Source organism: Maribacter sp. LLG6340-A2, assembly GCF_045057105.1.
In the GTDB taxonomy this organism is placed as follows: Bacteria; Bacteroidota; Bacteroidia; order Flavobacteriales; family Flavobacteriaceae; genus Maribacter.
This window is the reverse complement of sequence record NZ_CP159332.1, coordinates 660,181-674,918: the sequence shown is the minus strand read 5'-3', so window position 1 is coordinate 674,918 and position 14,738 is coordinate 660,181. Positions and strand designations below refer to the sequence as shown.

General features: G+C 35.9%; 17 protein-coding genes and 5 tRNA genes. 17 read left to right on the top strand and 5 right to left on the bottom strand.

The window, feature by feature from the left end:
- Positions 1-71: 71 nt before the first annotated feature.
- From ABVM52_RS02740 to ABVM52_RS02720, 5 genes are all read right to left on the bottom strand, one after another.
- Complete coding sequence (locus tag ABVM52_RS02740) at positions 72-695, bottom strand: anthranilate synthase component II (protein WP_405383470.1); 624 nt, start codon at positions 693-695, stop codon at positions 72-74.
- A gap of 44 nt (positions 696-739) precedes the next feature.
- A complete protein-coding gene (locus tag ABVM52_RS02735) occupies positions 740-2,137 on the bottom strand; it encodes an anthranilate synthase component I family protein (protein WP_405383468.1) in 1,398 nt (465 codons plus the stop codon).
- 266 nt (positions 2,138-2,403) lie between these two features.
- The gene (locus ABVM52_RS02730; protein ID WP_405383466.1) at positions 2,404-2,985 is read right to left on the bottom strand and encodes a YceI family protein; all 582 of its coding nucleotides are present in this window, start codon (positions 2,983-2,985) and stop codon (positions 2,404-2,406) included.
- A 28-nt stretch (positions 2,986-3,013) separates the two neighbouring features.
- Positions 3,014-3,646 (bottom strand): NAD(P)H-dependent oxidoreductase, encoded by a 633-nt coding sequence (locus ABVM52_RS02725; RefSeq protein WP_405383464.1) that lies wholly within the window; start codon positions 3,644-3,646, stop codon positions 3,014-3,016.
- 10 nt (positions 3,647-3,656) lie between these two features.
- Entirely contained in the window at positions 3,657-4,103 is a 447-nt protein-coding gene (locus ABVM52_RS02720) for a MarR family winged helix-turn-helix transcriptional regulator (RefSeq protein WP_405383462.1), read from the bottom strand.
- A gap of 138 nt (positions 4,104-4,241) precedes the next feature.
- On the opposite strand from ABVM52_RS02720, the gene ABVM52_RS02715 reads away from it, so the two are divergent.
- From ABVM52_RS02715 to secE, 17 genes are all read left to right on the top strand, one after another.
- Positions 4,242-4,550: a rhodanese-like domain-containing protein gene (locus ABVM52_RS02715; protein ID WP_405383460.1), complete on the top strand. Its 309-nt coding sequence runs from the start codon at positions 4,242-4,244 to the stop codon at positions 4,548-4,550.
- Positions 4,551-4,603: 53 nt separating this feature from the next.
- Positions 4,604-5,881, top strand: coding sequence for a DUF2851 family protein (locus ABVM52_RS02710; protein ID WP_405383458.1), 1,278 nt, complete (start codon positions 4,604-4,606; stop codon positions 5,879-5,881).
- Between the two features lie 11 nt (positions 5,882-5,892).
- Positions 5,893-6,120 carry a PspC domain-containing protein gene (locus ABVM52_RS02705; RefSeq protein ID WP_405383455.1) on the top strand — a complete coding sequence of 76 codons (228 nt, stop codon included), beginning with the start codon at positions 5,893-5,895 and terminating at the stop codon, positions 6,118-6,120.
- Between the two features lie 3 nt (positions 6,121-6,123).
- The gene (locus ABVM52_RS02700) at positions 6,124-7,131 is read left to right on the top strand and encodes a potassium channel family protein (protein ID WP_405383453.1); all 1,008 of its coding nucleotides are present in this window, start codon (positions 6,124-6,126) and stop codon (positions 7,129-7,131) included.
- A gap of 91 nt (positions 7,132-7,222) precedes the next feature.
- Positions 7,223-8,833, top strand: coding sequence for an alanine/glycine:cation symporter family protein (locus ABVM52_RS02695; RefSeq protein ID WP_405383451.1), 1,611 nt, complete (start codon positions 7,223-7,225; stop codon positions 8,831-8,833).
- An 11-nt stretch (positions 8,834-8,844) separates the two neighbouring features.
- Positions 8,845-9,723 carry a ComEA family DNA-binding protein gene (locus tag ABVM52_RS02690; RefSeq protein ID WP_405383449.1) on the top strand — a complete coding sequence of 293 codons (879 nt, stop codon included), beginning with the start codon at positions 8,845-8,847 and terminating at the stop codon, positions 9,721-9,723.
- 10 nt (positions 9,724-9,733) lie between these two features.
- A complete protein-coding gene (locus tag ABVM52_RS02685) occupies positions 9,734-10,906 on the top strand; it encodes an acyl-CoA dehydrogenase family protein (RefSeq protein ID WP_405383447.1) in 1,173 nt (390 codons plus the stop codon).
- 95 nt (positions 10,907-11,001) lie between these two features.
- Positions 11,002-11,196, top strand: coding sequence for a 30S ribosomal protein S21 (gene rpsU, locus ABVM52_RS02680; protein ID WP_405383445.1), 195 nt, complete (start codon positions 11,002-11,004; stop codon positions 11,194-11,196).
- Between the two features lie 91 nt (positions 11,197-11,287).
- Positions 11,288-12,178, top strand: coding sequence for a tyrosine-type recombinase/integrase (locus tag ABVM52_RS02675; RefSeq protein WP_405383443.1), 891 nt, complete (start codon positions 11,288-11,290; stop codon positions 12,176-12,178).
- Between the two features lie 50 nt (positions 12,179-12,228).
- Positions 12,229-12,531 carry a ribosome hibernation-promoting factor, HPF/YfiA family gene (gene hpf / locus ABVM52_RS02670; protein WP_405383441.1) on the top strand — a complete coding sequence of 101 codons (303 nt, stop codon included), beginning with the start codon at positions 12,229-12,231 and terminating at the stop codon, positions 12,529-12,531.
- A 102-nt stretch (positions 12,532-12,633) separates the two neighbouring features.
- Positions 12,634-12,707, top strand: a tRNA-Thr gene (locus ABVM52_RS02665).
- 28 nt (positions 12,708-12,735) lie between these two features.
- Positions 12,736-12,817: transfer RNA gene (locus tag ABVM52_RS02660), tRNA-Tyr, on the top strand.
- Positions 12,818-12,863: 46 nt separating this feature from the next.
- Positions 12,864-12,936: transfer RNA gene (locus ABVM52_RS02655), tRNA-Gly, on the top strand.
- Between the two features lie 71 nt (positions 12,937-13,007).
- A tRNA-Thr gene (locus ABVM52_RS02650) sits at positions 13,008-13,079 on the top strand.
- Positions 13,080-13,134: 55 nt separating this feature from the next.
- Positions 13,135-14,322, top strand: coding sequence for an elongation factor Tu (gene tuf, locus ABVM52_RS02645; protein WP_405383439.1), 1,188 nt, complete (start codon positions 13,135-13,137; stop codon positions 14,320-14,322).
- A gap of 97 nt (positions 14,323-14,419) precedes the next feature.
- Positions 14,420-14,492 (top strand) — tRNA-Trp (locus ABVM52_RS02640).
- 53 nt (positions 14,493-14,545) lie between these two features.
- Entirely contained in the window at positions 14,546-14,734 is a 189-nt protein-coding gene (gene secE, locus ABVM52_RS02635; RefSeq protein WP_405383437.1) for a preprotein translocase subunit SecE, read from the top strand.
- Positions 14,735-14,738: the final 4 nt, after the last annotated feature.

Below are 14,738 nucleotides of genomic sequence, written 5' to 3'. Positions count from 1 at the left end.
GAATAAAGGTCTCCTTATTTATTTTTATGTGTGTTAATTTTCATTGTTCAATATAGTTCACCCTATTAGAGTTAGAAGCGTAACCAATTTTCTAACATTTTTTTTCCTTGCGGAGTAAGCACCGATTCCGGGTGAAACTGCACGGCATGTACATCATATTCCTTATGGCGTAAAGACATTATTTGTCCGTTTTCATCAACCGAAGTTGTTTCTAAAACTTCCGGTAAATCAGGATTTACAACCCAAGAATGATACCTGCCCACTTCAATTTCTTTAGGTATATCTTTAAATATAACCGCATCTTTGGTAATATTGACCTTAGTGGCAATACCATGATATACCTCTTTTAAATTAATCAACGTACCACCAAAGACCTCTGCTATTGCTTGTTGCCCTAGGCATACCCCAAAAATACTTTTGGTAGGTGCATATTTCTCAATTATTGGTTTAAGTAGACCGGCTTCGTCTGGTATACCCGGACCAGGAGAAAGTACAATTTTATCAAATGCTTCAACCTCTTCTAAGGTAAGTTGGTCATTACGTTTAACAATAACCTCGCAACCCAATTCCTCTAAATAATGCACAAGATTATAAGTGAAACTATCGTAATTGTCTATGACTAAAACGGTAGCCCCACCTAACCTCCCCAATGGGGAGGAATTTTGTTGCTCTTCAATTTTTATATTTTTACTCATAATATCATTTTATAGCCCCTCCTTTGGAGGGGTTGGGGAGGCTTTTATATGTCTTCAGCTATTTCTAATGCCTTGGTTAAGGCGCCTAGTTTATTGTATGTTTCTTGTAGTTCACTTTCTGGGTTTGATGCAGCGACCAATCCGGCACCAGCTTGATAATGTAGTTTATGATTTTTACTTAAAAATGTTCTGATCATAATGGCGTGATTAAAATTTCCTGAAAAATCCATGAAACCTATAGCTCCACCATAATACCCACGACTGGTTTTTTCATATTTCTCGATAAGTTGCATGGCCATGTGTTTTGGAGCGCCACTTAATGTACCGGCAGGAAAAGTGTCAGCTACCACTTTCATGGTAGGAATATCACTTTTCTTCATTCCTGTAACCTTAGAAACTAAGTGTATAACATGGGAGAAAAATTGCACTTCCCTATAATTTTCTACTTGAACAATGTTGCCGTTTCTACTAAGGTCGTTACGGGCAAGATCTACTAACATCACGTGCTCACTGTTTTCTTTATTGTCCGTTTTCAATTCCTTGGCAAGTTGAGCATCTTGCTCATCGTTACCAGTTCTTTTAAATGTACCTGCAATAGGGTGTATCTCAGCTTTACCATCGCTTACAATAAGTTGTGCTTCTGGTGAGCTTCCAAAAATCTTAAAATCCCCGTAATCAAAATAGAATAGATATGGAGACGGATTTACAGAACGTAAAGCTCTATATACATTAAACTCATCACCTTTAAAACCTTGGGAAAAACGACGGCTTAATACCAATTGAAATACATCACCACGTTGACAGTGTTTTTTAGCTAGTTCAACATGCTTTCTATAATCGTCATCTTCTAAATTAGATTCTCTTTCACCTTCAATTTTAAAGTTGTAGGTGGCAAAATTTCTACTATGTAAAAGTTGCTCCAGTTCAGGAATATTATTTTCGGTATTATAGCAATGCGCAAAAAGGTATGCTTCATTTTTAAAATGGTTGATGGCAATGATATTTTGATAGACCGCATAATAAACATCTGGAATTTGCACCGAATCCGGTTTTTTGGAAATATCCAAATCTTCAAAATAACGAACGGCATCATAGGACATATAACCAAACAATCCGTTGTTTATGAATTTATAGTCGTTTTCGTCTGCTTTAAAGGCTTTACTAAATTCATCTATAGTATTTACAACATCTGTTTCTGGTGTAATATCTATAGTTTCTGATTGGCCATCAGGAAATTGTTTTACAATACTTTCGTTTTCAATTTTTATAGAAGCAATAGGGTTGCAGCAGATATAAGAAAAGCTATTGTCATTGGCATGATAGTCGCTACTTTCTAACAAAATACTATTGGGAAAACGGTCCCTGATCTTTAAATAAACACTAACAGGAGTAACCGTATCTGCCAGGATTTTTTTGTGGTACGTTTTAAATGGATAGGTCATAAGGCAATTTTATAAAATAAAGAAGGCTTGTCGTGATGACAAGCCTTTATATAGTTTTACTACAATGATGCTGTGCTCACGATGTTTTTCGTAAGTTGCTCCACCACCAAGTATTTATGTTTAAATTTTTCATTAAGCATCAAATATAAAAAGGAAATTTAAACTATCAAACTTTACCTTGTCAAAAATAAAAATCCCTTTGAATATATCTCAAAGGGATTTTAAAATGTTGTAAATCCACTGTTTTGGTGAATGTAACGTTGTGGTTATAGAGCTAGGTCTACCACTAAGTCAAAATCGTCATAAATAGCTTTATCACCTAAGTTGTCAAAAAAGCTTCCAGAACCATATTTAATATCAAATTTTGTTCTGTCTACTTTTACAGTGGCAGTTGCCTTGTTTTCATACATAGAAACAACCAATGTAACTGGGCTCGTAATACCTTTAATAGTTAAATCTCCCGTTACTGTATACGAGTTGTCGTTCATAGGCTTTACAGAAGTAAATACCAATTTGGAAGTTGGGTGTGCTTCTACGCCAAAAAAGTCGCCGGACTTTAAGTGCCCTTCCAATTTTTCTTTTCCTTGGCCAGGTTCAAGATCACTACATGAGATCGTGGTCATATCTACTACGAACTCACCTCCGGTTAATTTCTTACCGTTCATTTCTAGGTGACCGGACTTTAATTTAATAGTACCGTTGTGTTCTCCAGTAACTTTGTATCCTTTCCAAGTTACTGTACTTTCACTTACGTTAATTTGTTTTTTTTCATCCTCCTTTGGGGTAGATGCAGTTGCGGCTAAACCGAATACGGTTACCAATGCTAAACTTAATAATGATTTTTTCATTTCTTTGATTTTTAATGTTTGTGTTTAATTATATATGTGTAATGATTTCTTCTTTTGAATATCTAACTTTAGGATAATGTTGGGTCTGATCTTCTTCTGACCTGTACCCAATGGCCAATACTACGGCTGCATTTAAGTTTTTATCGTTAAGTCCTAAAATTTCATTGTATTGAGCATTATCAAAGCCTTCCATAGGGCAAGTATCAATTTCCATTTCGGCAGCTATGGTCATTAGGTTGCCTAATGCAATATAGGTTTGGTTTGCCGTCCATGAATTTTTTTGAGCATCCGGTAAGCCCATTAAAGCACCTTTCATCATTTGTGAATAGCCATCAAGATTTTCTCTGGATACACCACGGGTTTCAATAATATTGTCAATATAATCGTCTACCAAACTTTCATCAAAGGTAGGTTTATTTGCTAATACCAACAGGTATGATGCATCTGTTATTTGGGCTTGGTCATAAGAGGCCTTCCTTAATTTTGATCGCGTGTCCTCATCTTCAATTACATAAAAATGATATGGTTGCAAACCATAGGAAGAAGCGGTAAGTCTTGCTGCATCTAACAGTGTGTTTAAATCTTCTTTAGATACTTTTTTGGAAGTATCGAACATTTTGGTGGCATAGCGCCAGTTTAGTTTATCTAGAACGTTGTTCATCTTATATCAATTAAAATTTATCAAGTAAAAAATTAAATTCACGTAAATCGGTTTCGGTAAAATTTTCTAGAATACGTTTTTCGGTTTCAAAAAGTATACCATCTATTTCATTTAGGATTTGTAGTCCTGCCTCTGTAATCATGATTTCAACCTTTCTTCTATTTTCTAAGCATGTTCTCCTATCAACAAATCCTTTTAGAATTAATTTGTCTACTAGTCTTGTGGTATTGCTCATTTTAGTAACCATACGTTCGTTAATGGTACTTAAATTGGCGGGGTTGCCTTTTTGGCCTCTTAAAATACTTAGTACATTATATTGTTGAATAGAAATTTCAAAAGGTTTTAGTGCAGCGGCTATAATTTCATCAACCTTGCTTGTTACCAAAGCCAAATGGATAATGGTCCGTTTTGGTAAGGGTATACTTGTTTTGGTCTTTATGATTTCCTCTACATTCATGTTTATACAAAATTTGTATATACAAATGTATAAGTATTTTTTAATTGGAAACTTCTTTAGCGATTAAATTTTTGTTAAAACTATAGTAAGGTCCTTTTTTCATTAAAATCGATTATTTTTACTCTTTAATTTAATATTATGGCAGATTTATCACAACAAGACTGGGAAGAACAATTGGAAAATGACCCTAACGCGGTTATTCTAGATGTAAGAACAGAAGAGGAAGTTGAAGAAGGTATAATTCCTAACTCGATCAACATAGACATTTATAAAGGTCAAGAATTTATTAATGAATTGGAAAAACTTGACAAATCTAAAAACTACTATGTGTATTGTAGGTCTGGTAATAGAAGTGGACAAGCCTGTTCAATAATGAAAACCATAGGATTTGAAAATGCGTATAATCTACAAGGAGGTTTTATGAATTGGGAAGGAGACACGGAATAAGATTTTCTAAAATAATTTAACCCGCTTTAAGGCGGGTTTTTTATTTTTAGGAAATGAAAGAAGATTTACTGCATTATATATGGAAGTACAAAAAGTATCCTATTAATAGCTTACAATCTACATGTGGTAAATCTATTCAAGTAAAAAGTTCTGGATTGCATAACCTACTTAGTGGACCGGACTTCTTTAATGCACAGATAGAAGTTGATGGGCAATTATGGGCCGGAAATGTGGAAATTCATGTAAAATCTTCAGATTGGTTTGCGCATAACCACCAATCTGATGCTAGTTATGACAACGTAATATTACATGTGGTCTGGACAGATGACATTACAATTCATAGGAAAGATGGAACCCAAATACCTACATTATCCTTACAGCAATACATTTCTGTACAATTACTAGAAACTTATAGAGAGCTGTTCAATACCAAGAATTACAAATTCATAAATTGTGAAAATGATTTTAAGGAGGTAGATGATTTTGTAAAAAACAATTGGTTGGATCGCCTCTTTGTAGAAAGGTTGCGAAGTAAATCCGATGATATTAAAGAACTGTTGAATTTTGCAAATCATGATTGGGAGTACGTCCTTTTTCTTATGCTTTTAAAAAATTTTGGTTCTAAAATAAATGCCGATGCTTTTTTGGCTATAGGTAAATCCATTAATTTTTCAATAGTCAGAAAATTACATGGGCAACCATTGGTATTGGAAAGTTTATTAATGGGGCAAGCTGGCTTTTTGGATAAAGAAACAGGTCTGGATAAATATTATGCTGAACTTAGAAAAGAATATCAATATTTAAAAGCTAAATACGGTTTGGTACAACCACTGATAAGGCCTAATTTTTTTAAGCTAAGACCACTTAATTTCCCTACTATTAGGCTAGCGCAATTCTCTAAAATTTATGCCACTAATAACACCTTGTTTCATAATTTGATAAAGCAAGAAGATGGGGATGCATCTACATTAATGAATTTAGGAACGCATGAATATTGGCATACACATTATACTTTTGATAAAGAATCTAGCAAGAAAATTAAAAATGTTACCAATTCCTTTATAAGGTTAGTGACCATTAACACGGTAGTCCCCCTGAAGTTTTATTATCAAAAATATACGGGCAAGGAAAATCATGAAAACCTGTTTAACATCATGGGTTCTTTGAAAAAAGAAACAAATAGCATCATTGAGGGTTACAGGGAAATAGGGGGCCATATCAACAATGCAAAAACATCACAGGCCTATCTGCAACTTTATAATCAATATTGTAAGACCCATAAATGTTTGGATTGCAGTATAGGTGCCCATTTAATGAATATAAAAGTCTAATTTTATACACCATGAATTTATTTTATAATTTATTGCATTACTTGCAGAAAAGAGGTTTTGAAGTGTGTGGAAGAATTGCTGAAAGACTAGGGATTAGGGCAAGAGTGGTAAGAACATCTTTTATTTATCTTACGTTTGTTACCGTAGGTTTTGGCTTTGCGCTATATCTTTTTCTTGCGTTTTGGCTTAGGATAAAAGATTTAATTTATACCAAAAGGAATTCCGTTTTTGATCTGTAAACTATGATACACCTATTTAAGTCCAGAATTTATTTGGCGCTGACCTTAATGCTTTTGGTGTTGGCGGTGGGTGTTGTGGGTTATAGGTATATTTCTGATTATTCTTGGGTAGATGCATTTTATATGACCATCATAACCGTAACCACGGTTGGTTTTTCAGAGGTACGGCCAATGGGTGCGGACGGCAAAATTTTTACGGTCATATTAATTGTTGCCAGTGTATTCATATTTGGTTATGCCATCTCTGTAATCACGGAATATATGTTGGGAAGAAATTCCTTGCAAATATTAAAAAAGAAAAAGATGAAGTATATGATAGAGAATTTAAATCAACATGTAGTAGTCTGCGGCTTTGGTAGAAATGGAATGCAGGCTGCAGAAAGGCTAAAGGCATACAAAAGGCCCTTTGTTGTCATTGAGAAGGACAAAGAAGTCATAGAGCGCCATGGCGATGATATTCTTTTTATTGAGGGCGATGCCAATGATGATGAAATACTTATGGCAGCCGGTATAGAAAGAGCACAGTATTTAATAGCCACTTTGCCAGACGATGCAGCCAATCTTTTTGTAGTATTATCGGCTCGTCAATTAAAGAAGAATTTATTTATCATAAGTAGAGCATCTTTGGTGACATCCCAAAAAAAATTGTTCTTGGCTGGTGCGGATAAGGTAATCATGCCAGATAAAATAGGAGGCGACCATATGGCTTCTTTGGTCGTAATGCCAGATTTAATAACATTTATGGATAAATTATCCATGGAGGGCGAAAATACCACCAATTTGGAAGAAGTGGCCATAGAGGATTTTGAGGATCAAATAGAATGCAATTCCATAAGGGATTTAGATTTAAGAAAAAAAACAGGATGTACCATTATAGGCTATATTTCGCCAAATGGTGACTACACCATAAATCCAGAGGCAGATTTAAAATTACAGCCAAAGAGTAAGATTATTGTACTGGGAAGACCGGAACAAATTAAAAAATTGAACAAAATGTTTCATATAGATTAAAAATCTTTCTGGCGGATAAATTTGATTGCATCCATAATTTTTATGATATTGCTAGATTAACTAACTAAATTCAATAACTAATTTGAAAACTATGAAGTATAGACTTCTAATCATTTTATCATTTTTAATACCAACCATGACCTTTGCGCAGGAAAAAGGTCTTGATGAAAAAGTGAACGACGCTTTTATGCCATTTGCAATATGGTGGGAGGCAACGGTATTGACATCCGTTCCCATTGCAGGATATGATATTCCCATAGTTTTAATTTTATTGATTGCAGGAGCTACTTTTTTTACTATCTATTTTAAGTTTCCGGGTATTAGTAAATTTCCTCTGGCCGTCAATGTGGTTCGTGGAAAATACGAGGAAATAGAAAAATATGGTTTGGAAAAAGTTCAAATGCATATGACCGAGGATGGAGATATACCAGATACTATTCGTGATGAAAGTGAAGAAGGTGAAGTTAGTCACTTTCAAGCCTTGGCTACTGCTGTTTCGGGTACTGTAGGATTAGGAAACATTGCAGGTGTGGCGGTTGCCATTGCCTTAGGTGGTCCTGGTGCAACGTTCTGGATGATTGTCTGTGGATTAATAGGTATGTCAACAAAATTTGTGGAATGTACCCTTGGTGTAAAATATAGGGACGTTGGTCCAGATGGTACCGTTTATGGCGGGCCAATGTATTATTTGTCTAGGGGATTAAGTGAAAGTAATCTAAAAATATTGGGAAAAATACTTGCCGGTCTGTTCGCTATTCTTTGTGTTGGGGCTTCCTTTGGTGGGGGTAACGCTTTTCAATCCAATCAGGCGGCGGTACAATTAACGTCAATGCTTAATTTAGAAGGTGGTGCAACTGGCGTTATTATAGGGGTAATACTTGCTATTTTGGTAGGTATAGTAATAATTGGTGGAATTAAAAAAATTGCCAGTGTTACGGAGAAAATTGTTCCTTTCATGGCCGGTATCTATGTATTGGCTTCTTTAATAATCATATTTGCCAATATTAAATATATAGGTGATGCTTTCGGAATGATATTTTCTGGAGCCTTTTCTCCAGATGCAGCTATAGGTGGTATTATAGGTGTAATAATAGTTGGTTTTCAACGTGCGGCATTTTCCAATGAAGCTGGTGCCGGTTCTGCGGCAATAGCGCATTCTGCCGTGAAAACAAGATATCCTGCAAGTGAAGGTATTGTTGCCCTTTTAGAGCCTTTTATAGATACTGTGGTTATTTGTACCATGACAGCATTGGTGATCATTTTCTTTAATATGGATGCAGGTGCTTTTGAGTATGGAAATGGTATTGGTAGTACGGTTATGTTGAGTGAAACCGGTGATTATGTCGGTGGAGTAGATTTAACCTCTATGGCCTATGATTCCGTAATTCCAGGATTTAGATATGTACTTACTATAGCTATAATTTTATTTGCTTTTTCTACCATGATTTCTTGGTCTTATTACGGGCTTCAATCTTGGAAATATCTTTTTGGACGTGGAAAAACTGCTGATATAGTTTATAAGGTATTATTTTTAATGTTCGTTGTAATAGGTGCTGCGGCTACGTTAGATGCGGTAATTAAATTTTCGGATGCCATGATTTTGGCCTTGGTATTCCCTAACATGATAGGATTACTTATACTCTTCCCTAAAGTTAAAAAGAGTTTCCAAAGATATTTAACGGCAATTAAAAAAGTCTATTAATTACCTAACTCTTGAAAAAGTTAAAATCCCACTTTAAGTTCAATAAACAAGAACGTAGTGGGATTTTCTTTTTGTTGTTCCTGCTCATAATGGTGCAGATTTTCTTTTACCTGAACCGTAATGGTTCATTGGGTAATATGTTGTTAATTCCTAACCCGGTTGAGCAGCAACGCATAGATTCTCTAAAAAATGCTTTAAATACCCACAAGGAGGAAATAGAATACAAGTTCAATCCTAATTTTATTTCTGATCATAAAGGATATATGTTGGGTATGACTGTAGATGAAATAGATAGGTTGCATGAATTTAGACAAACAGGTAAGTTTGTTAATTCACCTAAAGAGTTTCAAAAAGTAACGTTGGTATCAGACTCTCTCTTACGTATTATTTCGCCTCTTTTTAAATTTCCTAAATGGGTGGGCAGGTCTAAAATTACTAATGTAAGCAGTAACGTAAAACCTAAAGAATGGGAAAAACCATTAGCGCGGGAAACTGTTTTGGATATCAATAAGGCCACTGCAGAAGAGTTGAGAGCAATAAATGGTATAGGCGAGAAATTATCGGCTAGGATAATAAAGTTCAGAGATCGTTTGGGTGGTTTTCTGGTAGATGAGCAATTATATGATGTTTATGGTCTTGAAGATGATGTGGTGCGGAAGACACTTAAACGTTTTAAAGTGATTACCAGGCCCAATATTGATAAAATTAATGTAAATACGGCTACGGTGGAAGAATTGTCAAAATTGATATATATTCAAAAAGTGGTTGCTCAGCGTATAGTAAATTATCGTAATCTCAACGGAAGTATTAATTCTTTGAACGAATTGTTAAAAATTGAGGGATTTCCATCAGAACAAATTGAGAGAATTGGCTTATATTTGTCGCTCTAAAAAAAACGCTATGCAAAGTATGTACTTCACGGAAGAGCATCAACTTTTTCGGGAAAGCTTAAAAGATTTTTTACAAAAAGAAGTTGTTCCACATATAGACAAATGGGAAGCCGAAGGAACCATTGAGCGGTTCATATGGAAGAAGTTTGGAGATATGGGATATTTTGGGCTTGCCACCCCGGAACAAGATGGTGGTTTAGGGCTAGATTTATTTTATACCGTTATTTTATTGGAAGAATTGCAAAAGGTAAATTCTGGAGGCTTTGCTGCAGCAATTTGGGCCCATGCATATCTGGCAATGACTCATTTAAATAAAGAGGGAGATTCTTTTATTAAGGAAAAGTACCTTCGTCCTAGTGTTGATGGTGACAAGGTAGGATGTCTTTGTGTTTCAGAACCTTTTGGTGGTAGTGATGTTGCAGGTATGCGCACCACGGCTGTACGTCAAGGGGACCATTACATTTTAAATGGTTCAAAGACCTTTATAACAAATGGGGTATATGCGGATTTTATGATCGTTGCCGCTAAAACCGCGCCTGAGCTGGGTAATAAAGGTATAAGTATTTTTGTGGTAGACAGGAAAAGTAAAGGGGTAACGGCCAATAAATTGAATAAATTAGGTTGGAGAGCTTCGGATACGGCAGAATTGGCTTTTGATAATGTTATGATTCCTGCGGAGAATTTAATGGGAGAGGAGAATATGGGCTTTTCCTATATTATGGAACATTTTTCTCTTGAACGTTTAATTATGGGTGTTAATGCGCATGCCAGATCTGAATATTTTTTGGAATATGCACTTCAATATATGTCAGAGCGTGAAGCATTTGGGAAAACCATTGATCAATTTCAGGCATTAAGGCATAGGGTGGCAGATATGTATGCAGATATAGATATGTGTAAAGAGTATAATTATTCTGTGGCATATCGTCTGGACAAAGGCCAGTATGTGGTAAAGGAAGCAACAATTTCCAAATTAAAATCTACAAAAGTTGCGGATAAAGTAGCTTATGAGTGTTTGCAGTTTTTAGGTGGATATGGGTATATAGAAGATTATCCAATGGCTAGGAATTTTAGGGATAGCAGGCTAGGGCCAATAGGAGGCGGAACCTCGGAAATTCTTAGGGAGATTATAGCTAAAATGGTTATAGATAAAAAGGAATATAGGCCAGCAACGGTTCAGTAATAAAAAATATGGTGTAATTATTCGATATTAGGTTGCTAAAATCAATTTAGTTCTTATATTTGCACCCTTAATCATAAAGAGAGGAGGTTTAGCCCATGTTAATAATACCAGTAAAAGAAGGAGAAAACATAGATAGAGCTTTAAAGCGCTTTAAGCGAAAGTTCGATAAAACAGGTACAATGAGACAGTTACGTAAGCGTCAACAGTTCAATAAGCCATCTGTAGTTCGTAGAGCTCAAATTCAAAAAGCACAATACATCCAAGGTCTTAGAGATCAAGAAGAAATCTAAACTTTGTTTCAATAGTATATAAAATCCCGCTCTATGCGGGATTTTTTTTGCGCTTTATTCAGGTAGATGAAATCTTTTATACCTTTAGTTTATGTTTATAGATGAATTTACTTCATACTTGTTGTTAGAAAAGAATTATTCCAAACATACCGTAAAGGCTTATGAGGGGGATATTTTGTCATTTTATGATTTTGCCAATGGGGAGTTTGGACTGGCCAATATCGATAATATTGAATACTCGGTAGTAAGAAGTTGGATAGTTCAATTATCTGAACAAGGCATCAACAATAGATCCATAAATAGAAAAATTTCGTCATTACGCTCATACTATAAATTTCTTTTGAAGACAGCTGTCATTGAAGTTAGTCCGTTGGCAAAGCACAAAGCCTTAAAGACCTCTAAAAAAATTGAGGTGCCATTTTCTGAACTGGAGATGGAAAATGTTCTTTCTGAATTTGATTTCCCTGATACCTTTGAAGGTTGTAGAGACCAGTTGCTAATTCATATATTGTATACAACAGGTATGCGAAGGGCAGAGTTGATTGGTCTACAAATTTCGGATACTGATTTCGACACCAAAACTATTAAAGTTTTAGGAAAAAGAAATAAGGAAAGGTTAATTCCTATGTTGCAAGAAACAGAAGATATATTGCGTCTATATTTAGAAAAGCGAAAAGAGCTAGGGCAAATCAATGATTCTGAATATATCTTTCTTACAATATCTGGCAATAAAATATATGAAACACTTGTTTATAGAGTAATAAACAAGTATTTTAGAATGGTGTCTACTAAGGTGAAGACTAGTCCACATATTCTTAGGCACACCTTTGCTACCCATCTTCTTAATAAGGGTGCGGATTTAAATTCTGTAAAGGAATTGTTGGGGCATAGTAGTTTAGCTTCAACACAGGTATATACGCATAATAGTATTGCAGAGCTGAAAAAAGTTCATGCAATGGCACACCCAAGGGGTAATAAATAATAATCGTCTAACCAGGCCAAAGTTTTCTAAGGGCCATAAATTTTCTGAGTATGAAAGTAAATACACAATCGGTAAATTTCAATGCAGATCGTAAGTTGATAGATTTTTTGCAGAATAGGTTAAATAAGGTAGAAACCTTTTATTCCAAAGTCATTAGTTCAGATGTCTACATGAAAGTTGAGAATACGAGTTCTAAAGTAAATAAGATAGTTGAAATAAAAATAAACGTACCCAGAGATAAATTTATAGTAAAAAAGCAATGTAAATCATTTGAAGAGGCTGTGGACGCCGCCTGTAATTCGTTGGAAAGAAGGCTAATAAAACAAAAGGAAAAATTAAGAGTGCAAGCTTGATAAAAATTTTTTGAAATTTGTTTTGAATAAACAAAAAATACTATACATTTGCAGTCCGTTAGAAATAGCGGGCTTTTTTATGGCGATAAAAGTCGTAAATAGGCCGATGTAGCTCAGCTGGCTAGAGCAGCTGATTTGTAATCAGCAGGTCGTGGGTTCGAGTCCCTCCATCGGCTCTTTAAGTTCTTTAAAATAATAGTTTGAGGGGAGATACTCAAGCGGCCAACGAGGGCAGACTGTAAATCTGCTGACTACGTCTTCGCAGGTTCGAATCCTGCTCTCCCCACAAAACTTTTTTAGAGGATTTTTATTGAAATATTGTAATGTTATAAGCGGGAGTAGCTCAGTTGGTAGAGCGTCAGCCTTCCAAGCTGAATGTCGCCGGTTCGAACCCGGTCTCCCGCTCAATAATTAGACAGAAATGTCGTCCCTGCGAAGGCAGGAGTCTGTTTGTTAAAATAGATTCGACACTTTACGCCGGTGTAGCTCAGGGGTAGAGCGTTTCCTTGGTAAGGAAGAGGTCACGAGTTCAATTCTCGTCATTGGCTCAATTAAGGTATAAATTTGTACACTAATATAAACTAAGATTAAAATTCATTAAACATGGCAAAGGAAACTTTCGATCGTTCCAAACCGCACTTAAATATAGGTACTATTGGACACGTGGATCACGGTAAAACTACATTAACTGCTGCTATTACAACTGTTTTGGCAAATGCAGGTCTTTCTGAATTGAGAAGTTTCGATTCTATCGATAACGCTCCAGAGGAAAAGGAAAGAGGTATTACTATCAACACTTCACACGTAGAGTATTCTACAGCTAACCGTCACTACGCTCACGTTGACTGTCCTGGTCACGCGGATTACGTAAAGAACATGGTTACTGGTGCTGCTCAAATGGATGGTGCTATTTTAGTTGTTGCCGCTACTGATGGTCCAATGCCACAAACTCGTGAGCATATCCTATTAGGTCGTCAGGTTGGTATTCCAAGAATCGTTGTATTCATGAACAAAGTGGATATGGTTGATGATGAGGAATTGATCGAGCTTGTTGAGATGGAAGTAAGAGAATTGCTTTCTTTCTATGAGTATGATGGAGATAATGGACCTGTAATCGCTGGTTCTGCATTAGGTGCATTGAACGGTGAGCAAAAATGGGTTGATACTGTAATGGAATTGATGGAAGCGGTTGATAATTGGATCGAGCTTCCTGCTAGAGATGTTGATAAGGATTTCTTGATGCCTGTTGAAGATGTATTTACGATTACTGGTCGTGGTACTGTTGCAACTGGTCGTATAGAAACTGGTATTGCTAACACTGGTGATGCTGTTGAGATCATTGGTATGGGTGCTGAGAAGTTGAACTCTACAATTACTGGGGTTGAGATGTTCCGTAAGATATTGGATAGGGGTGAAGCTGGAGATAACGTAGGTATCTTGTTAAGAGGTATTGAAAAATCTCAAATTAGCCGTGGTATGGTAATCTGTAAGCCAGGTTCTGTTAAGCCGCACGCTAAATTTGAAGCTGAGGTTTATGTATTGAAGAAAGAAGAAGGTGGTCGTCATACACCATTCCATAACAACTACCGTCCTCAGTTCTACGTAAGAACAACAGATGTTACTGGTAATATTTCATTGCCTTCTGGGGTTGAAATGGTAATGCCAGGAGATAACCTTACTATTACAGTTGAGTTGATTCAGCCAATCGCATTAAGCGTTGGTCTACGTTTCGCTATCCGTGAAGGTGGTAGAACTGTAGGTGCTGGTCAGGTGACTAAGATTATAGATTAATTTAATTTAATAAGTATATTGTGTATAAGGGTGTTCTGCTCAAGCGGGACACCTTTACATGCAAATAAAAGAATTGGTGATTTAGTTCATCGTTCATACGGGTGTAGCTCAGTTGGTAGAGCACTGGTCTCCAAAACCAGGTGTCGGGAGTTCGAGTCTCTCCTCCCGTGCGCAATAGTAAAGAGGTTGAAATCTCGTTAGTTGAATTGTAAAACAGAATTAAATGTTCACATATATAAAAGAATCCGTTGAAGAGTTAAGGAATAATGTTACTCTTCCCACACGTGCAGAATCGTCAAACTTAATGGTGGTGGTTGCAGTGTTTTCTATCCTTTTTGCTTTGGCTACTTGGGGTGTAGATACGGTATTCAGCAAAGTGATCAAGTTATATTTCAACACTGTTTTAAACTAAGAGG